This window comes from Xylophilus ampelinus (genome assembly GCF_003217575.1).
In the GTDB taxonomy this organism is placed as follows: domain Bacteria; phylum Pseudomonadota; class Gammaproteobacteria; order Burkholderiales; family Burkholderiaceae_C; genus Xylophilus; species Xylophilus ampelinus.
In genome coordinates this window covers 46,863-66,265 of record NZ_QJTC01000023.1, presented here as the reverse complement: position 1 = coordinate 66,265, position 19,403 = coordinate 46,863, and the positions used below count along the sequence as shown (strand labels likewise).

At 70.4% G+C, this 19,403-nt stretch carries 17 protein-coding genes and 1 pseudogene; 6 read left to right on the top strand and 12 right to left on the bottom strand.

Annotated elements, in window-relative coordinates:
* Positions 1–408: 408 nt before the first annotated feature.
* From DFQ15_RS13960 to DFQ15_RS13925, 8 genes and pseudogenes are all read right to left on the bottom strand, one after another.
* Positions 409–1,392: pseudogene (locus tag DFQ15_RS13960) on the bottom strand (quinone oxidoreductase family protein).
* Between the two features lie 98 nt (positions 1,393–1,490).
* Positions 1,491–2,285, bottom strand: coding sequence for an SDR family oxidoreductase (locus DFQ15_RS13955; protein ID WP_110466563.1), 795 nt, complete (start codon positions 2,283–2,285; stop codon positions 1,491–1,493).
* Positions 2,286–2,358: 73 nt separating this feature from the next.
* The gene (locus tag DFQ15_RS13950; RefSeq protein ID WP_110466562.1) at positions 2,359–3,870 is read right to left on the bottom strand and encodes a tripartite tricarboxylate transporter permease; all 1,512 of its coding nucleotides are present in this window, start codon (positions 3,868–3,870) and stop codon (positions 2,359–2,361) included.
* 13 nt (positions 3,871–3,883) lie between these two features.
* Positions 3,884–4,372 (bottom strand): tripartite tricarboxylate transporter TctB family protein, encoded by a 489-nt coding sequence (locus DFQ15_RS13945; protein WP_110466561.1) that lies wholly within the window; start codon positions 4,370–4,372, stop codon positions 3,884–3,886.
* Positions 4,373–4,555: 183 nt separating this feature from the next.
* Entirely contained in the window at positions 4,556–6,343 is a 1,788-nt protein-coding gene (locus tag DFQ15_RS13940; RefSeq protein WP_110466560.1) for a GspE/PulE family protein, read from the bottom strand.
* A gap of 55 nt (positions 6,344–6,398) precedes the next feature.
* On the bottom strand, positions 6,399–7,178 hold the full coding sequence (locus tag DFQ15_RS13935) for a class I SAM-dependent methyltransferase (protein WP_110466559.1): 780 nt from the start codon (positions 7,176–7,178) through the stop codon (positions 6,399–6,401).
* Positions 7,179–7,324: 146 nt separating this feature from the next.
* Positions 7,325–7,840 carry a DNA-deoxyinosine glycosylase gene (locus DFQ15_RS13930; RefSeq protein WP_110466558.1) on the bottom strand — a complete coding sequence of 172 codons (516 nt, stop codon included), beginning with the start codon at positions 7,838–7,840 and terminating at the stop codon, positions 7,325–7,327.
* Complete coding sequence (locus DFQ15_RS13925) at positions 7,837–8,694, bottom strand: TatD family hydrolase (RefSeq protein WP_110466557.1); 858 nt, start codon at positions 8,692–8,694, stop codon at positions 7,837–7,839. Before DFQ15_RS13925 ends, DFQ15_RS13930 begins: the two co-directional genes overlap by 4 nt.
* A 132-nt stretch (positions 8,695–8,826) precedes the next feature.
* Here DFQ15_RS13925 and DFQ15_RS13920 point away from each other — a divergent pair, with 132 nt between their 5' ends.
* The 4 genes from DFQ15_RS13920 to DFQ15_RS13905 all read left to right on the top strand — a co-directional run bounded on the left by DFQ15_RS13920 (position 8,827) and on the right by DFQ15_RS13905 (position 13,023).
* The gene (locus tag DFQ15_RS13920) at positions 8,827–9,825 is read left to right on the top strand and encodes a S1C family serine protease (RefSeq protein WP_110466556.1); all 999 of its coding nucleotides are present in this window, start codon (positions 8,827–8,829) and stop codon (positions 9,823–9,825) included.
* A 44-nt stretch (positions 9,826–9,869) separates the two neighbouring features.
* A complete protein-coding gene (locus DFQ15_RS13915; RefSeq protein WP_110466555.1) occupies positions 9,870–10,883 on the top strand; it encodes an AAA family ATPase in 1,014 nt (337 codons plus the stop codon).
* Complete coding sequence (locus tag DFQ15_RS13910) at positions 10,864–11,868, top strand: DUF58 domain-containing protein (RefSeq protein WP_110466554.1); 1,005 nt, start codon at positions 10,864–10,866, stop codon at positions 11,866–11,868. Before DFQ15_RS13915 ends, DFQ15_RS13910 begins: the two co-directional genes overlap by 20 nt.
* A 126-nt stretch (positions 11,869–11,994) precedes the next feature.
* On the top strand, positions 11,995–13,023 hold the full coding sequence (locus DFQ15_RS13905; RefSeq protein ID WP_233504531.1) for a VWA domain-containing protein: 1,029 nt from the start codon (positions 11,995–11,997) through the stop codon (positions 13,021–13,023).
* 110 nt (positions 13,024–13,133) lie between these two features.
* Here DFQ15_RS13905 and DFQ15_RS13900 read toward each other — a convergent pair whose 3' ends face one another.
* The 4 genes from DFQ15_RS13900 to hepT form a co-directional block, all read right to left on the bottom strand.
* Positions 13,134–13,334, bottom strand: a complete 201-nt coding sequence (locus tag DFQ15_RS13900) for a hypothetical protein (protein ID WP_110466552.1) — start codon at positions 13,332–13,334, stop codon at positions 13,134–13,136.
* 332 nt (positions 13,335–13,666) lie between these two features.
* On the bottom strand, positions 13,667–14,347 hold the full coding sequence (lolD, locus tag DFQ15_RS13890) for a lipoprotein-releasing ABC transporter ATP-binding protein LolD (RefSeq protein ID WP_110466551.1): 681 nt from the start codon (positions 14,345–14,347) through the stop codon (positions 13,667–13,669).
* Between the two features lie 37 nt (positions 14,348–14,384).
* Entirely contained in the window at positions 14,385–15,638 is a 1,254-nt protein-coding gene (locus DFQ15_RS13885; RefSeq protein WP_110466550.1) for a lipoprotein-releasing ABC transporter permease subunit, read from the bottom strand.
* A 35-nt stretch (positions 15,639–15,673) separates the two neighbouring features.
* Entirely contained in the window at positions 15,674–16,525 is an 852-nt protein-coding gene (hepT, locus tag DFQ15_RS18155; protein WP_310593144.1) for a type VII toxin-antitoxin system HepT family RNase toxin, read from the bottom strand.
* A gap of 135 nt (positions 16,526–16,660) precedes the next feature.
* Here hepT and DFQ15_RS13870 point away from each other — a divergent pair, with 135 nt between their 5' ends.
* Both DFQ15_RS13870 and recJ read left to right on the top strand, forming a co-directional pair.
* Entirely contained in the window at positions 16,661–17,614 is a 954-nt protein-coding gene (locus DFQ15_RS13870) for a phosphoglycerate mutase (RefSeq protein ID WP_110466549.1), read from the top strand.
* On the top strand, positions 17,611–19,386 hold the full coding sequence (gene recJ, locus DFQ15_RS13865; protein ID WP_110466548.1) for a single-stranded-DNA-specific exonuclease RecJ: 1,776 nt from the start codon (positions 17,611–17,613) through the stop codon (positions 19,384–19,386). Before DFQ15_RS13870 ends, recJ begins: the two co-directional genes overlap by 4 nt.
* Positions 19,387–19,403 lie beyond the last annotated feature (17 nt).

The window sequence follows — 19,403 nt, the reverse complement described above, 5'->3', positions numbered from 1 at the left end:
CCTGATCTGGTCATCTTTGTAGTTTCCTGGACTTGGAAACTCATGGATAACCATTCGTCAACTTAGTTCGGCTTATTTTTGAGACACCACACTAGTGCTCCTTGCAGCTATGCTGGGGGCCGCTGCGTGTGGAAGATCAAACTCAAACTACGAGGTCCTTGCTAACAAAAAGGTCGAGTGCCCCGAGGGTTCTCATCTTCATTACGAACCGTGGGGAGAGTCGGGCCTGCAGCTCATGTGTTCCATAAACCATGGAAAATTCGTCATCGCCGAGTACGGGCACGTAGTGATTGAAGGGCAGTACGAAATGGGCAAAAAAATTGGTGAATGGCGCTGGCTTGATCCTTTTGGGAAAGTCGTTCGCACAGAGCGATATGAGGGCACCAAGCCCTAAGCAACAAAGGCCGGCTACAGCGTAAGGATCGAGCAGCCGGTGGTCTGGCGCGCTTCCAGGTCCCGGTGCGCCTGCTGCACGTCCTCCAGCGGGTAGCGCTGGGCGATGTGGATTTTGACCTGGCCGGAGGCCACCACGGCGAACAGCTCGTCGGCCATCGCCTGGGTCGATTCGCGGGTGGCGATGTGGGTGAACAGCGTTTAGCGGGTGACGTAGAGGGAGCCCTTGGCGCCCAGCACCCCGGGCGCGAAGGCCGGCGCCGGGCCGGACGCGTTGCCGAAGCTGGCCATCAGACCGAAGGGCCGCAGGCAGTCGAGCGACTTCTCCCAGGTGTCCTTGCCGACCGAGTCGTAGACCACCTTCACCCCACGGCCGTCGGTGATCTCCCCGACCCGCGCGGCGAAATCCTCGGTGCGGTAGTTGATCGCATGGGCCGCGCCGCTCTCCAGCGCCAGGGCGCACTTCTCGTCGGAGCCGGCGGTGGCGATCAGCTGCAGGCCCAGCACCCGCGCCCACTGGCAGGCGATCAGGCCGACACCGCCCGCGGCGGCATGGAACAGCACCTGGTCGCCGGGCCGCAGGCCCTCGACCGGCAACGTCTTCTTCAGCAGGTACTGCGCGGTGAGGCCCTTGAGCATCATCGCGGCACCGGTCTCGAAATCGATCGCGTCGGGCAGCTTGCAGACGTTGCGGGCCGGCATGACCCGCTCCTCGCTGTAGCTGCCGGGCGGTGCGCTGGCGTAGGCGGCACGGTCGCCCGGGACCAGGTGCGTCACGCCCTCGCCCACCGCCTCGACCGTGCCCGCGGCTTCCATGCCCAGCTGCAGCGGCATCGCGAACGGATAGAGCCCGGTGCGCTGGTAGACGTCGATGAAGTTGAGGCCCACCGCCTTGTGGCGGATGCGGATCTCGCCCGGGCCGGGCGCGCCGACCTGGACATCGACGATCTTCATTTCTTCCGGACCGCCGTGGCGGTCGATGCGAACGGCTTTGCTCAAGGTGTGTCTCCTGCAAAAGGTTGGCGCGGGGTACGACGCGGGGCATCGCGCCACGCTTGCCCGCCGGGCGCACCACCGCGGCGGCACCGCAGGCCAGATCAGAAGGTGCCGGGGTAGGCGCCGCCGTCGGCCAGCACGTTCTGGCCGGTGATGTAGCCGGCGTGCGTGCTGCATAGGAAGGCGCAGATCGCGCCGAACTCGGCCGGCGTGCCGAAGCGCTGCGCCGGGATCGTCTTGCGGCGCTTGTCGGCCACGGTGTCAGGGTCCACGCCGGTCTTCCTGGCACCCGCGGCCATGGTCACCCGCAGCCGGTCGGTGTCGAAGGCGCCGGGCAGCAGGTTGTTGACGGTGACGCCGCGGCCGGCGATGCCGCTGCGCGCCACGCCGGCCACGAAGCCGGTCAGGCCGCTGCGGGCACCGTTGGACAGGCCCAGCACGTCGATCGGCGCCTTCACCGCGCCGGAGGTGATGTTGACGATGCGCCCGAAGCCGCGCTCGGCCATGCCGTCGACCGTCGCCTTGATCAGTTCGATCGGCGTGAGCATGTTGGCGTCGATCGCCTTCAACCAGGCCTCGCGGTCCCATTCGCGGAAATCACCGGGCGGCGGGCCTCCGGCATTGGTGACGACGATGTCGAAATCGCGCCGCGCGGCGAAGACCGCCGCGCGGCCGTCGGGCGTGGTGATGTCGGCGGCCAGGGCCTCCACGGTGCTGCCGTGCTGCCGCGCCGCGCCTTGGCGCAGTTCGGCCGCGGTGGCTTCCAGCGCCTCAGCGCCACGGGCGACGATCAGGACATGCACGCCTTCGGCCGCCAGCGCCTCGGCGCAGCCGCGCCCCAGGCCCTTGCTCGCGCCGCAGACCAACGCCCATTTGCCCTTGAGTCCCAGTTCCATCTCGATTCCTCGTGGGTGATGCAAATAAGAAAAAGGGCACCCGCAGGTGCCCTCTCTCGCGGTGGAACCGCGATTATTCTTCGACGAAGGCCTCTTCGCGCTTGGCCTTCACCGCCGGCAGCAGCACGATCACCAGCAGCAGCGCGGCGGCCGCCAGCAGGCCGGCCGAGATCGGACGGGTGACGAACACGCTCCAATCGCCGCGGGACAGGAGCAGCGCGCGGCGCAGGTTCTCTTCCATCATCGGGCCCAGGATGAAGCCCAGCAGCAGCGGTGCGGGTTCGCACCCCAGCTTGTGGAAGATGTAGCCGACGACACCGAACGCGCCCACCATCCACACGTCGAAGGTGTTGTTGTTGGTGGTGTAGACACCCACCGCGCAGAACAGCACGATCGACGGGAACAGGTACTTGTACGGCACCGACAGCAGCTTGATCCAGAGGCCGATCAGCGGCAGGTTCAGGATGATCAGCATCGCGTTGCCGATCCACATCGAGGCGATCAGCCCCCAGAACAGCTCGGGGTTGCTGGTCATCACCTGCGGGCCGGGCTGGATGTTGTGGATGGTCATCGCGCCCACCATCAGCGCCATCACCGCGTTGGGCGGAATGCCCAGCGTCAGCAGCGGGATGAAAGAGGTCTGCGAACCGGCGTTGTTGGCCGACTCGGGCGACGCCACGCCGCGGATGTTGCCCTGGCCGAACGGCACTTCGCCGGGCTGGAGCCTGGTCTTCTTCTCGATCGTGTACGCCGCGAAGGCCGCCAGCAGCGCACCGCCGCCGGGCAGGATGCCGAGCGCGGAGCCGATCGCCGTACCGCGCAGCACCGCGGGCACCATGCGCTTGAAGTCTTCCTTCGTCGGCATCAGGCCGTGCACCTTGGCGGTGAACACCTCGCGCTCGTCCTCGGGATGGGCCAGGTTGGCGATGATTTCGCCGTAGCCGAACACGCCCATGGCGATCGCCACGAAGCCGATGCCGTCGGTCAGCTCGGGGATGTCGAAGCTGTAGCGGGCGACGCCGGAGTTGACGTCGGTACCCACCAGGCCCAGCAACAGGCCCAGCACGATCATCGACACCGCCTTCAACAGCGAACCCGACGCCAGCACCACGGCGCCGATCAGGCCCAGGGTCATCAGCGAGAAGTATTCGGCAGGACCGAACTTGAACGCCAGCTCGGTCAGCGGAGGCGCGAAGGCCGCCAGGATCAGCGTGCCGACGCAGCCGGCGAAGAACGAGCCCAGGCCCGCCGCCGCCAGCGCGGGACCCGCCCGGCCGCGCCGCGCCATCTGGTAGCCGTCGATCACCGTCACCACCGAGGACGATTCGCCCGGCAGGTTCACCAAAATGGCGGTGGTGGAGCCGCCGTACTGCGCGCCGTAGTAGATGCCGGCCAGCATGATCAGGGCCGACACCGGCGGCAGCGCGTAGGTGGCGGGCAGCAGCATCGCGATGGTCGCGACCGGGCCGATGCCCGGCAGCACGCCGATCAGCGTGCCCAGCAGGCAGCCGATGAAGGCATAGAGCAGGTTGATCGGCGTGAAGGCCACGCCGAAACCCAGCGAGAGATGTTCGAAGAGTTCCATAGTCCCGTTGTCCTCAGCCGGTGATGAAGGTGGGCCAGACCGCCATCTGCAGCTTCAGGGCCCAGATGAAGGCGATGTAGCTGCCGATCGCCAGCACGGTCGCCAGGATGAAGGTGGGCACCACCTTGAAGTTCTCGCCGGCCAGGCTGGCGATGAACGCCAGCGCGTAGATGCCGACGATCAGGCCCATCGGCGGCAGGCCGATGCTCGGCAGGCCGCCCAGCAGCACACCGAACGCCAGGTTGGCCGCGATGATGAAGAACAGGGGCTTCCAGGCCCACTTGCCGATCGGGTCGCCGCCTTCGGTGGCGACGATGGTGGCCTTGAGCGTCATGACGGCACCCAGGATGCACATCACGATGCCCAGCACCAGCGGGAAGTAGCCCGGTCCCATGCGCGCGCCTTCGCCTACGTTGTAGGTGGTCGCACCCCAGGAAAAGGCGATGCCGATTCCCAGGAACATGAGGCCGGAAAAGAAGTCTTTTTGACTTTTTATCTTCACAGCATTCTCCAAGACTGAAATTAGGACTCGGGAATTGTGCGACGGGCCCCACGGCGGGCGGATGTGGATTCCACCTACCGGCGTCTCGGGGAAATCCCTCGGCCGCCCCACGCTGGTGCGCTCCGACGGCGGTCGTTCGACATCGCCGCGGCAGCTGCGCGGCGGCCCGGCCCCGCTACGGGCTCATTCCAGCGGCGGCGTGGCGCTCAGCACCTCGTCCAAGGTCGTCAGCCCTTCGGCCACTCGCAGCGCGCCGGCCAGGCGCAGCGGGCGCATGCCGTCGGCCACCGCCTGACGGCGCAGCGCGGCGATGCTCGGCTCGCGGTTGACCAGGTCTTTGAAGCCCTCGGTCACCGTCAGCAGCTCGTAGATGCCCATGCGGCCGCGGTAGCCGGTCATGCGGCAGTCGACGCAGCCCACCGGCCGGTAGGGCTTGTACGGGCCGTTCAGCTTCCAGGGCTTGATCACGTCGGCCATCGCCTCGGGCTGGGCGTCCGGGTCGGGCTGGCGGCAGCTGGGGCACAGGGTGCGCACCAGGCGTTGGGCCAGTACGCCGAGCAGCGTGGCGTTGACCAGGTAGGAAGGCACGCCCAGCTCCATCAGCCGGGTGACGGCCGACGGCGCGTCGTTGGTGTGCAGGGTCGAGAAGACCAGGTGGCCGGTGAGCGCCGCCTGCACCGCCATCTCGGCGGTGGCCAGGTCGCGGATCTCGCCGACCATGATGATGTCCGGGTCCTGCCGCATCAGCGCCCGCAGGCCTTCGGTAAAACCGAAATCGAGCGCCGTCTGCACCTGGGTCTGGTTGAAGGTGGGCTCGATCATCTCGATCGGGTCTTCCACCGTGCTGACGTTCACCGCCTCGGTGGCCACGCGCTTGAGCGTCGAGTAGAGCGTGGTCGTCTTGCCCGAGCCGGTGGGGCCGGTGACCAGCACGATGCCGTGCGGCCGGCGCACCAGCAGCTCCCAGCGGCCGGCGTCGTGCGGGGTGAAGCCCAGCGCGTCCAGGTCCTTGACCGCGGTGTCGGGGTCGAAGATCCGCATCACCATCTTCTCGCCGAAGGCGGTGGGCAGGGTCGAGAGGCGCATCTCCACCTCGTCGCCGCGCGGATTGCGGGTCTTGATCCGGCCGTCCTGGGGGCGGCGCTTCTCGACCACGTCCATCCGGCCGAGCAGCTTGATCCGCGCGGTCATCGCGGTCAGCACGCCGATCGGCATCTGGTAGACCGGGTGCAGCACGCCGTCGATCCGGAACCGGATCACGCCCTGCTCCCGCCGCGGCTCCAGGTGGATGTCGCTGGCGCGCTGGTCGAAGGCGTACTGCCACAGCCAGTCGACCACCTTGACCACGCCCTGGTCGTTGGCGTCGAGCTGGCGGTTGGTCTTGCCCAGTTCCACCAGCTGCTCGAAGCTGGCGCCGCCCGCGTTGCCGCCCGCCTTCTGCGCCACTCGCACCGACTTGGCGAGCGAGAAGAATTCGGCGGTGAAGCGCTGGATGTCCTGCGGATTGGCCAGCACCCGGCGCACCGTGCGCCGCGCCTGGCGCTCGACCTCGGGCACCCAGTCGGCCACGAAGGGCTCGCTGGTGGCGACCACCACCTCGGCGGCGGTCACCTGCACCGGCAGCACCCGGTGGCGCTCGGCATAGGCCGCGCTCATCGTGTCGGCCACCTTGCCCACGTCGACCCGCAGCGGATCGATCCGCAGGTAGGCGATGCCGGCCTTGACCGCGACGTACTGGGTGAGCGCCTCGACGTCGAGCGGCTTGCCGTCGGCCTGCCGCACCATCGCGACGTGGCCGAGCCGCACCAGCGGATGCTGCACGCTCTCGGCGCGGGCGCAGCGGGCGATGGTGCGCTGGGCCTCCTCCTCGGAGATCACGCCGTCGTCGCGCAGCCAGCCGACGACGCTGCGCCAGTCGATCAGGCCGATGTGGGCGACGGGAGAAAAGACCGGCGGTGCAGTGGCGCTCATGGGGTGTGGATCGAAAGCGGAGGATCGGTGCGCAGGATGGAACGACGACCGCGCGTCACGGCGCGACCGGCTTGAACACCTTCGCCCATTTGGCGGCTGGCAGGCCCCAGCGCTGCTGGATCGCGTCGCCGCGGGCCACGAGCGTGGCCCGGTCCAGCGGCTGCGGGGTGCGCCGGGCCAGCACCACGGTGTTGCCCTCGCGGGTGGGCTTGAAGGCCCAGACCGCCTCCTGGCCGAAAGCGGCCACGATCCTGGCCAGGCTGGCGGTGTAGCTGGACGCGCGTCCGAAGAGGTTGACCGTCATGCAGCCTTCCTCGGTCAGCAGCGCATGGCAGTCGCGGTAGAAATCGGCGCTGTCCTGCACCGGCGCCGCGGCGTCCTCGTCGTACAGGTCGACCTGCAGCGCGTCGACGGTGCCGTGCCAGCGCGGGTCGCGGATCTCCTCGGCCGCATCGGCCACGAGCACCCGCAGGCGCTCGTCGTCCGCCGGCAGCTTGAACCAGCCGCGGCAGGCGTGCACCACCCGGGGGTTGAGTTCGATGGCCGTCGTGCGCATCCGCAGCTTGCGGCGGCAGAACTTGGTGAGCGCGCCGGCGCCCAACCCCAGCTGCATCGCATGGCGCTTGGCGACCGACGACGGCGGCACGAACAGCAGCCAGGCCATCATCCGCTGCACGTATTCCAGCTCGATCGCGAACGGGTCGTCGATCCGCATCGAGCCCTGGATCCAGATGCTGCCCAGATGCAGGCTGCGCACGTCGCCGTAATCGGAGAAATTGACTTCGGGCAGCTCGGCGTCGGGGGCGGGAGCGGAGGCGGCGTGCGTGCGGGGCATGGAAGTGGGCAGCGGTAGGACGCGGAAGGTGTGAAAGAACCGTAGCGAGCAAGCCCGAGTGTGCAGTGAGGACCGGAGCCGTACTCTTGCACGGTGAGGGCCGGAACTGCGCAATCGTGCTGCGCAGCAGGTTCTCTCGCACCTTCTCAGAGCAGGCCGTGGCGGCGGAACACCGTCCTCCATACCTCGCATTTCTGGGCGAAGGTCCACGATGCATGGGCCGGACTGGTCGAGGGGAGTTTGTACACCGGAAACGGCTCGGCATCGTCCGCGGCCGCCAGCGCCGCCGCCACCTGCGGCGCATGGCGAAAGCTCTCCGCCCCGTTGTGGGCCACCGCCTCCAGCCGCGGGCAGGCCCCGGACAGCGCGGCGAAGTCGTTGAGCCGGGGGTTGCGGATCGCCGCATCCAGGCTGCCTTCGCGCTCGCAGCTGCCGTAGACGTCCCACAGCGCCAGGCCGCGGTCGCGCAGGGCCTGCAGCCGGGCCTCGTAGCCGAGCGGCACCAGGTCGGTCCGCCACAGTTCCGACAGGATCTTCCAGAACTGGTTCTGCGGATGCCCGTAGTAGCGCCGCTCCGCCAGCGAACGCGCGCCCGGGAAGCTGCCCAGCAGCAGCAGCCGCGCATCCGGCGAGAGCACCGGCGCCAGTCCGGCGAGCTTCATGCGGCGGCGTGGACCCGTGCCGCCATGCGCGGCATCGCGTCCATCGCGTTGCGGCTGGTGGCCTCGGCCACCGCCTGGGGCGTGATGCAGCGCAGCGCCGCCAGCGCGGCGCCGATGCGCGGCAGCTCGATCGGCGAATTGCGCGCCTGGGCGCCACCACGGTCGCCCCGCTCCTCCGCGGTGCGGTAAAGCCAATGCGGCGGGATGTCGGGTGCGTCCGTCTCCAGCACCAGTGCCGACAGCGGCACACGGGCCGCCACACGGCGCACCTGCAGGGCGCGGTCGAAGGTCACCGTGCCGCCGATGCCGAGCTTGAAACCCAGGCCGATGAAGGCCTCGGCCTGCTGCAGGCTGCCGTTGAACGCATGGGCGATGCCGCGCCAGGCGTGCCGGCCGGTGCCGCTGCCGCCCGCGGCCCGCAGGTGGCGCAGCACCTGGTCGACCGAGCGGCGCACATGCAGCAGCACCGGCAGGTCGAAGCGCCGCGCCAGCCGCAGCTGCTCGCGGAAGAACCGCTGCTGCACCCCGTCGTCGAGCCCGGGCACGAAATAGTCGAGGCCGATCTCGCCGACCGCGACCATGCGCTCGTCCTGCAGCCCTTCCTCCAATGCGGCCTCCAGCCCGGCCAGCGCCGATTCCGCCACCGCCCCGGTGCACAGCGGGTGGATGCCCAGCGCATAGCTGTCGCCGTGCCGGTGCGCCCATGCGCGCACCGCGCCGAAGTTGTGCGGCGCCACGGCCGGCACCACGCAGTGGCCGACGCCGCCGGCGGCGGCCGCCTCGCGCATCGCATCGCCGTCGGCGGCGAATTCGGCGGCGTCCAGGTGGCAGTGCGTGTCGATCCAGAGCGTCATCGATCGATCATGCCGCAGCGCGACGTATCCCTATGTGTCCGACTGCTGCGGAACGCTTCGAATCGTGCTACGGTCGTGACCCGAGTCCCGCCGGGCGCGCCGCGCCGGGCCCACCTCGCCGAGGTCATCCGGATGCGCAGGCCCGCCGTCTACAGCCGATCCCGCAGTTCGTCCGTAACGGTTTACGGTGCGGATGCGGAATCGCCCCCGCCCGAAGCGCCCGCCGTCCAGGTGGCGCCTCCCGACGGAATCGTCCCGTCTCCGGACACGCCGGCAACGCCGACGGAGGCCGCGCGGCGCCTTTCCCGCGCTGCGTCGGTCGTCGCGGGAGCGCGCCGGATCGCACTTCCCCTGCTGACGGTCGGCGCCCTGGCCGTGGCGGCCGTGGCCCTGTGGCATCCGGTGCCGCCCCGGCTCACCCAGGACGATATCGACGCCGCCGTGCGGCATACGCTCGAGAAATCGGTGCTGCCTTCGGCCTTCGCCCGCGCCGCCCAGAAGGTGGGCCCGTCGGTGGTCCGTGTGGCCAGCTACGGCAAGGCCGACAAAAAGAAACAGGGCAGGGGCTACAGGGAGAAGGAAGAGGGCGAGATCGAGCGCGGCATCGGCACCGGCGTGGTGATCGTCGACAAGGGGGTGATCCTCACCAACCTGCATGTGGTGGCCGGCGCCGACCATATCCGCGTTACCTTCGCCGACGGGCTGGAGACCACCGCCACCGTCACCGGCATGCAGCCCGAGCACGACCTGGCGGTGCTGCAGGCCCACAAGATCCCCGACGATCTGGAGGCCGCCACGCTGCGCAGCACCGACGGCCTGCGGCCCGGCGACGAGGTGCTGGCGATCGGGTTTCCCTTCGGCATCGGGCCTTCCGTTTCGGCCGGTATCGTCTCGGGCCTGAAGCGCGAGTTCCAGTCGCCCGAGGGCAAGCGCCAGCTCTCCAACCTGATCCAGTTCGACGCCGCGGCCAATCCCGGAAACTCCGGCGGGCCGCTGGTCACGATGGAAGGCGAGGTGGTCGGCATCGTCACCGCCATTCTCAACCCGACGCAGGCCCGCACCTTCCTGGGCATCGGCTTCGCCGTGCCGATCGAGAACGCCGCCGCGGCCGCCGGCATGCCGCCCTTCTGACACCGCCACTCGTATCCCCTCCACCGACCGACCGCAGGACACCCATGATCAGCAGCTCCACCCGCGACAACGCCACCGCCACGCTGATGGAGCAGGTGCTGTTCGAGGTCAAGCGCATCGTCGTCGGCCAGGACCGGTTCCTGGAGCGGGTGATGGTCGCGATGCTGGCCCAGGGCCACCTGCTGGTCGAGGGCGTGCCGGGCCTGGCCAAGACATTGACGATCAAGACGCTCGCCCAGGCGCTGCAGGGCAGTTTCAAGCGGATCCAGTTCACCCCCGACCTGGTGCCGGCCGATTTGGTGGGCACCCGGCTCTACAACCAGAAGACCGGCGACTTCAGCACCGCGCTGGGCCCGGTCTTCGCCAACCTCTTGCTGGCCGACGAGATCAACCGCGCACCGGCCAAGGTGCAGAGCGCCCTGCTGGAGGTGATGCAGGAGCGGCAGGTGACGATCGCCGGCGAGACGCACCGGGTGCCCGAGCCCTTCCTGGTGATGGCCACCCAGAACCCGGTCGAGACCGAAGGCACCTATCCGCTGCCCGAGGCCCAGGTCGACCGCTTCATGATGAAGGTGCTGGTCGACTACCCGAGCGACGAGGACGAGTTCGTCATCGTCCAACGGGCGATGCAGCCGCCCTCCCCGGTGGTGCCTGTCGCCACCACCGCGCGACTGGCCGAACTGCAGGCCCAATGCCGCCGCGTCTACATCGACCCTTCCCTGCTGCAGTACGCGGTGCGCCTGGTGGCCGCCACCCGCCGGCCGGAAGCGGTGGGCCTGAAGAACTTCGGCCACCTGATCGCCTACGGTGCCAGCCCGCGCGCCACCATCGGCCTGGCCGAGGGCGCCCGGGCCCTGGCGATGCTGCGCGGCCGCGACTACGCCCTGCCCGAGGACATGGCCGACCTGGTGCCCGACGTGCTGCGCCACCGCATGGCCCTGTCGTACGAGGCGCTGGCCGAAGGCACCACCGCCGACGCCCTGATCGCCCGCCTGATGGCCCATGTGCCGGCCCCAGCCAAGCCGCTGCACCACGAATATGAAAAACGCGCCGCCTGAGACCCGGGCCGCGCCGCTGTCCGCCGGCAGCGCCGATGCATCGCTGCGCCGGCTGGAGTGGACCGCGCTGCGCCGGCTCGACGGGCTGTTGCAGGGCGACTTCCGCACCGTCAAGCGCGGCGCGGGCCTGGACCTGGCCGACCTGCGCGAATACCAGCCGCAGGACGACGTGCGCCACATCGACTGGAACGTGACCGCCCGCACCCAGGTGCCGCATGTGCGCATGTTCAACGAAGACCGCGAGATGGCCGCCTGGTTCGTGGTCGACCGCAGCGCGTCGATCGACTTCGGCTCCGGTGCGCGCACCAAGCACACGGTGCAGGTCGAGTTCGTCGGCACCATCGCGCGGTTGCTGACCCGGCACGGCAACCGGGTCGGCGCGCTGCTGGGCGGCGGACCGCGGGCCGAGCGCTGGATACCGGCGCGCGGCGGCCGGGCCCAGGTGCTGCATCTGCTCCACCACCTGCAGTCGACCGGGGCGGCGGGGTCCACGTTGGCGAATCCGGTCCGCCGATCGCAGCAACCGGCGTCGCCACCCGCTGTCAGCGCCCTCGGCCAGTGGCTGGAAACCGCCGCCCGCGCCCTGCGCCAGCGCGGCACCGTCTTCGTCGTGTCCGACTTCATCGCCGAGCCGGGCTGGGAGCGGCCGCTGGCGCGGCTGGCCGAACGGCACGACGTGGTGGCGGTGCGCCTCTTCGACCCGCTGGAGCGCGAGCTGCCCGACATCGGCCTGGTGGCGATGCGCGACGCCGAAACCGGCGAGCAGCTGCTGGTCGACACCCACGACCGGGTGTTCCGCCAGAGCTTCGCCCGCGCCACCGCCGCCCGCGAGGATGCGCTGCACGCCAGCCTGGCCGCGGCCGGCGTCGATACGCTGGAGCTCTCCACCGCCGACGCGCTGGTCGATTCAGTGCTGCATTTTTCCGAACTGCGGCGCCGACGCTCCTGCCAGCGCGGCGCACCCTCGCGCGCGGGCGCGGCCTGACGCGCCGCCCGACCCGACCTTTCTGCCGGCCCACCCATGCCGACCGACACCGCCCCTCTCCCCTGGCTGGACCGCCTCGCCGGCGGATGGGCCGCCGTGCCCCGCCCGGATTTCCTGTGGGCCGAGATGCTCTGGCTGCTGCTGGCGGTGCCGCTGCTGGTGCTGCTGTACGTCTGGCTGCAGGGCCGCCGCCGCGAGCTGGCGGTCCGCTACGCCAGCCTGTCGCTGGTGCGCGAGGCCGCGGGCAAGGGCCCCGGCTGGCGCCGCCACCTGCCGCCGCTGCTGATGCTGCTGGCCTTCACCGCCATGCTGCTGGCGGCCGCGCGGCCGGTGGCGGTGATCTCCCTGCCCTCGCAGCAGCAGACGGTCATGCTGGCGATCGACGTGTCGGCCAGCATGCGCGCCACCGACGTCAAGCCCAACCGCATGGTCGCCGCACAGGAGGCGGCCAAGTCCTTCATCGCCGAGCTGCCGCGCCACGTGCGGGTCGGCATCGTCGCCTTCGCCGGCAGCGCGCAGGTGGCCCAGCTGCCGACACAGTCGCGCGAGGAGCTGGTCCGCGCGATCGACGGCTTCCAGATGCAGCGCGGCACCGCCACCGGCAACGGCATCGTGGTGTCGCTGGCCACCCTGTTCCCGAACAGCGGCATCGACATGTCGGCGATGGGCGCCCGCGACCGCACCGGCCCGCGCGCCGCGCCGCTGGAGCGCGCCGGCGAGCCGCCCCCCGCCGCGCCGCCGCCGCCGGTAGCCCCCGGCTCCTACAGCTCGGCCGCCATCGTGATGCTGACCGACGGCCAGCGCACCACCGGCGTCGATCCGCTGGAGGCGGCCCAGCTGGCGGCCGACCGGGGCGTGCGAGTCTTCACCGTCGGCGTCGGCACCCGCGAGGGCGACATCATCGGCTTCGAAGGCTGGTCGATGCGGGTGCGGCTGGACGAGGACACCCTCAAGGCCGTCGCCGCCAAGACCCAGGCCGAATACTTCTACGCCGGCACCGCGGCCGACCTGAAGAAGGTCTACGACATGCTCAGCTCGCGGCTGACGGTGGAGAAGCGGGAGACGGAGATCTCCGCCCTGTTCGCGCTGGCGGCGGCGGCGCTGGCACTGCTGGCGGCCACCCTGTCGATGTGGTGGTTCCACCGGGTGGCGTGAACCGGGCAACCGGCCCGTTTCAAATAGAAAGTGCCTGTAGCCGGCGTAATACGCCGACCACCCGCTATAAATTCGATAGCAATCGCCCTGGGGCGTTCGGCACGGCGCCGTCAGCCGCCGATCGAGATCTCGCCCTCGTCGGTGTCGTGCCCACCGCCCTGGCGGAGGCCCGGCCGGTCTGCGGCAGCCTTGTCCTTTCCGCTGTCGGCGGTGCCCGGCCGCAGGCTCGGCTTCAGGTCCTTGTCGTCGACGTTCTTGGCTTCGCGGACCTGGTCGTCGGTCGGGAAAATCTGCGGTTCGGATGCGGGCATGGTGGCTCCTCGTGCGGTAGTTCGGTTCGGCTGTACAGCCTAGGACCATCGCCCTGTCGCCGCTTGTCGAGTTGTAAGAGCGGCTAACACAACCCAGCGAAGCGGTTCTGGCTAGGCGCCGCATCGCAGACAGTACGAGTAGTACGACAAGGTGCGGCCACGACGCCAGAAGGGTTGTGTTAGCCGCTCCAAGTGCGGACGCAACCGGCGTTGCGACGGCGGCCTGCATTCGTCCCAGGGACACCGCGGGCCCGGCTCCGCCGGACCGCCGGTGTCGCCCCCTCGCAGGGGGTGCGCGCTGCGACACGCGGTGCGCGCAGCCTGGGCGTGGGCTAATCCTTTACGAATCTGCCCGATACCAGCCGCATCCGCCGGTCGCAGCGCTGGGCCAGGGTGTCGTCGTGCGTCACCACCACGAAGGCGGTGCCCTGGTCGCGGGCCAGCTGGAGCATCAGGGCGAAGACGCCGTCGGCGGTGCTGCGATCCAGGTTGCCGGTGGGCTCGTCGGCCAGCACGCAGGCCGGCTGGGTGACCAGGGCGCGGGCGATGGCCACCCGCTGGCGCTCGCCGCCCGACAGCTCGGCCGGCCGGTGCTGCACCCGGCCTTCGAGGCCGACCGCGGCCAGCATTTTGTCGGCGGCGGCGGCGCAGGCCTCGGGCGACTCGCGGCGAATGCGCAGCGGCATGCCGACGTTGTCGCGCGCGCTGAACTCGGGCAGCAGGTGATGGAACTGGTAGACGAAGCCCAGGTGGCGGTTGCGCATTCGGCCCTGCTCGGCGGCGTCGAGCGTCGCCAGCGGCCGGCCCTGCAGCACGACGGTGCCCGCGCTCGGCGCGTCCAACCCGCCCAGCAGATGCAGCAGCGTGCTCTTGCCGGAGCCCGAGGCGCCGACGATCGCCAGCGTCTCGCCGGCGTGCACGTCCAGGTCCACGCCGTGCAGCACGGTCAGGTCGATGCGTCCTTCGTGGAAGCGCTTGGTCAGGCCGCGGGCCTGGATCACGGGTGTCGGCATGGCGAGAGTTCGGGAGTCGGATTCGGCGCGGCGGGGCTCATTCATAGCGCAGCGCCTCGGCCGGGTTGACGCGGCTGGCGCGCCAGCTCGGGTACAGCGTGGCCAGGAAGGCCAGCACCAGCGAGATCACCGCGATCGGCACGATGTCCGACTGCTGCGGATCGCTCGGCATCCGGCTGATCAGGTAGACGTCCTTGGGCAGGAAGCTGGCGTGGAACAGCTGCTCGAGCGCCGGCACGATCACGTCGATGTTGAACGCGATCGCCAGGCCCAGTGCCAGGCCGCCGAAGGTGCCGATCACGCCCACCATCGCGCCCTGCACCACGAAGATGCCCATGATGCTGCGCGGGCTGGCGCCCAGGGTGCGCAGGATCGCGATGTCGGCGCGCTTGTCGGTCACCGTCATCACCAGGGTCGAGACCAGGTTGAACGCCGCAACCGCCACGATCAGGGTGAGGATGATGAACATCATGCGTTTCTCCAGCTGCACCGCCGAGAACCAGGTCCTGTTCTGCTGCGTCCAGTCGCGGATCAGCAGGTTGCCCGACAGGCTGCCCGCCAGTTCCTGCGCCACGGTGCGGGCCTCGTGCAGGTCCTTCAGGCGCAGGCGGATGCCGCTCGGGCCTTCCAGGCGAAAGATGCGGGCCGCGTCGTCCTGGTGGACCATGACCAGCGCCGAGTCGTATTCGTAGTGGCCCGAGTTGAAGGTGCCCACCACCGTCATCTGCTTGAGCCGCGGCACCACGCCGGCGGGCGTCACCTGGCCGTTGGGCGCCACCAGCGTCACCGAATCGCCTTCGCGCACGCCGAGGGTGTGGGCCAGCTCGACGCCCAGCACGATGCCGAACCGGCCCGGCACCAGCTTCCGCAGCGTCGCGCCCTGATCGGGGCCGAGGTCGGTCACCTCGCCCTCGTGTGCCGGGTCGATGCCGCGCACGATGGTGCCGCGCATGTCCTCGCCCCGCGCCAGCAGCGCCTGGGTGGCGATGAAGGTGGTGGCCCCCGCCACCGCCGGGTTGCGGCGGGCCTCGGCCATGGTGCGGGCCGGGTCGTCCAGCGCCACGCCCCCGGGCGCGACGATCTCGATGTGCGAAACCACCGACAGCATCCGGTCGCGCACGTCCTTCTGGAAGCCGTTCATCACCGACAGCACGATGATCAGCGCCGCCACCCCCAGCGCGATGCCCAGCATCGACACGCCCGAGATGAAGGAGATGAACCCGTTGCGCCGCGTGGCGCGCCCGGCCCGGGTGTAGCGCCAGCCCAGGGCCAGCTCGTAGGGGATTTGCATGGAAGTGCGCAATGCCTCGGTGGAAAAGAGATGTCTTAGAAAGCCGGCGGCGGCCGCGCGGTGTCGCGCAGCAGCAAGGTCTGCGCGAACGCGGTGAAATCCTGCAGGTGGTTCTGGATCACGGCCAGGGTGATCGACAGCTGCAGCTTCTGGTAGTCGTGCACCGCCACGTTGCGAAAGCCCACCATGCGCTGCAGGGACGTGCTCAGCGCGTCGTCGATCGCGCCGGCCCGTGCCAGCAAGGCGAAGACGTCGCGCGCACCCTGCGGAACCCCGATCCGTTCGCGGCGGACCAGGTGCTGGCCCATGTCCAGCGCGGCTTCGCAGGCCCGTTGGATGTTGAGAATCGCGGCGTCCTGCCGGGTGGAGTCGGTCGCGAAGCCGGTCGGATCGTCGGCGTACTCTTCCCGAATACGGACGATGCAGCGCTCGATGGCCGCGGCTCTGTTGAACAGACCTGCATCGCCATAGACGAGCCCCTCGCGTGCGATGTCGGCCAGCAAGCCGGCGCGCGCTTCGTCGAGCGCGGTCTTCTCGCTCAGGACGAAGGCCTCGTACAGGCCGGCGCGCACGTCGGCGGCCCACCAGCGCTCACCGGTGGTCAACACCTGGTACTGCATGACGGTGGTGGCGGCGCGCAGGTCGAGCAGGTCGACTTCGCAACCAGCCAGGCCGACCAGGTCGGACACCAGGTGCCAGAGCAGCACCGGATCGGCATAGCCTTCGACGAGCACCGCCAGGTCCAGGTCGCTCTGCGCGTCGGCGGTGCCGGCGATGCGACTGCCGAAAGCGTAGATGCCGATGGTGCCCGGTACCCGGTCGCGCAGCAGCGCCACGATGGCATCGCGGGGAAGGTCGGCAGTTGGGGTGGGGACGGCGGGCTGCATGGCGGGACGGCCGATTGTCTGCGAATCGGCGGCCGGTTCCGGTGACCGGCTGCAAGCGGCGGTGCCGGCCTTGTGCCCGCCGGGCCATTGCGGTGGGGCGGGCCCGGCGGTCGCCCCGGGCGCGACAATCGGCGGATGCATCTACTGATCCCGTTCGCGGCCGCCGACGCAGAGGGCTGCGCAGCCCAGCGGCGCGGCCTGCGGCTGCCCCACCTGGAGCGGCTCCTGGCCCGCCTCGCCCCCGACGGCACCGACACCGGCGACGAATTCAGCCTGTCGCCGCCGCACGAGCGCGCGCTGGCCGCGCTGCTCGGCATAGCCGATGGAGGCGACGGCCGCATCCCCTGGGCCGCGCAGGCGGTGGCGGCCGAGGGCGGCGACCCGGGCGCCGACGCCTGGGCGGTGATCACCCCCTGCCACTGGCGGGTGGCGCCCGACCACATCGCGATGCTCGACCCGCTGCAGCTGGAGCTGGGCGAGGAGGAATCCCGCGCGCTGCTGGCTTTGATGGCGCCCTACTTCCTGGAAGACGGCATCGCGCTGGACTACGTCGCACCGACCGCCTGGCGCGCCCGCGGCGAGCCGCTGCGCGGCCTGGCCACCGCGTCGCTCGACCGGGTGCAGGGCCGCAGCCTCGACCTGTGGATGCCCGACGCGCCCGCGGCGCGGCTGGTGCGCCGGCTGCAGGGCGAGATGCAGATGCTGCTCTACACCCACCCCATGACCGACGCGCGGGCGGCGCAGGGCCGGCTGGCGGTCAACGCCTTCTGGGTGAGCGGCACCGGCGATCGGCCGGCCACCGCGCGCACCGAGGTGCCGGGCCTGCGGATGCCGCAGGGCCTGCGCCAGGCCGCGCTGCAGGAGGACTGGGCCGGCTGGGCCGCCGCCTGGCAGGCGATCGACGCGGCCGAGGTGCGCCAGGCGCTGGAGACGGCCGAGGCCGGCAGTCCGGTCGCCCTGACGCTCTGCGGCGAGCGCAACGCGCAGCGCTTCGAGGCGCGGCCCCGGGGAGCCTGGCAGCGGCTTTCTCAAGGAATTTCGGGTGTTTTAGGCCGCAAGCCGTCGCTGTTCGCCGGCCTCCAGCTATGAAAATAATAGCAAGGGACATTCCGCTCCGCAGCGCCTGGGCGCTGGAGCAGGCGGGCCTGCACCCGCTGCTGGCCCGGCTCTACGCCGCCCGCGGCGTGCTGCACCAGCACGAACTCGACGACGGCCTGGCGCGGCTGCTGCCGCCGGCCGGGCTGCTGGGCATCGACGCCGCTGCCCGGCTGCTGGCCGACGCGATCGCCGCCGACCTGCGCATCTGCATCGTCGCCGACTACGACTGCGACGGCGCCACCGCCTGCGCCGTCGGCGTGCGCGGCCTGCGGATGCTGGGCGCGCGCCATGTGGACTACCTGGTGCCCGACCGGGTGGTCGACGGCTACGGCCTGACCGCCAGCATCGCCGAGCGGGTGCATGCCCGCGGCTGCGACCTGCTGCTGACGGTCGACAACGGCATCGCGAGCGTCGAGGGCGTCGCCGCGGCGCAGCGCCTCGGCATGCGGGTGCTGGTGACCGACCACCACCTGCCCGGCCCGGTGCTGCCGGCCGCCGACGTGCTGATCAACCCCAACCAGCCCGCCTGCAGCTTCGAGAGCAAGTGCATCGCCGGCTGCGGCGTGATGTTCTACGTGCTGCTGGCGCTGCGCGCCGAGATGCGGCAACGCGGCGTGTTCGATGCGCCCGGCGCCACGGCGCCGCCTGCGGACGGCGCCGGTGCCACCCCGCGCACCGGCCTGCCGCAACCCAAGCTCGACACCCTGCTGCCCCTGGTCGCGCTGGGCACCGTGGCCGACGTGGTCCGGCTGGATGCCAACAACCGCCGCCTGGTCGCCCAGGGCCTGAAGCGCATCCGCAAGGGTGCGATGCCGCCGGGCATCGCCGCGCTGTTCGTCGCCGCCGGCCGCAAGGCCGCGACCGCCACCACCTTCGACTTCGGCTTCGCCCTCGGCCCGCGGATCAACGCCGCCGGCCGGCTGGCCGACATGACGCTCGGCATCGAACTGCTGCTGACCGAGGACCCGGCCCGCGCCGCCCAGCTGGCCCAGACGCTCGACGCGATCAACCGCGAGCGCCGCGAGATCGAGGGCGGCATGCGCGAGCAGGCGATGGCCGCCGCCGAGGCCCTGTTCGACGCCGACGCCGCCGGCGCGGAAAGCCTGCCGCCCGCCTTCTGCGTGTTCGACGAGAGCTTCCACGAAGGCGTGGTCGGCATCGTCGCCTCGCGCCTCAAGGACCGGCTGCACCGGCCCACGTTCGTCTTCGCCGCCAGCGCCGCGCCGGGCAAGGGACACGAGATCAAGGGATCGGGCCGGTCGATCCCGGGCTTCCACCTGCGCGACGCGCTCGACCTGGTGGCCAAGCGCCATCCGGGTGTGCTGCTGACGTTCGGCGGCCATGCGATGGCGGCCGGCTGCACCATCGCGCGGGAGCATTTCGAGACCTTCCGCGACGCCTTGGCGCAGGTGGCGGGCGAATGGCTGGATGCCGCCACCCTCACCCGCCGGCTCGACACCGACGGCCCGCTGGCCGCCGAATACCGGCGCGCCGAAATGGTGGACACGCTGCACCGGGAGGTTTGGGGCCAGGGCTTCGCCGCACCCACCTTCAGCGAGGAGCTGCAGGTGCTCAGCCAGCGCCTGGTCGGCGAGAAGCACCTGGCGCTGAAGCTGCTGCACCAGGGCCAGCCGGTCGACGGCATCTGGTTCGGCCATACCGAGGCGCTGCCGCCCCGGGTGACGCTGGCCTTCCGACTCGATGCGGACGAATGGCAGGGCGTGCGGCGGGTGCGGTTCCTGGTCGAGGGCGCCGACGCCTGAGAAAGTGCGAGAGAACC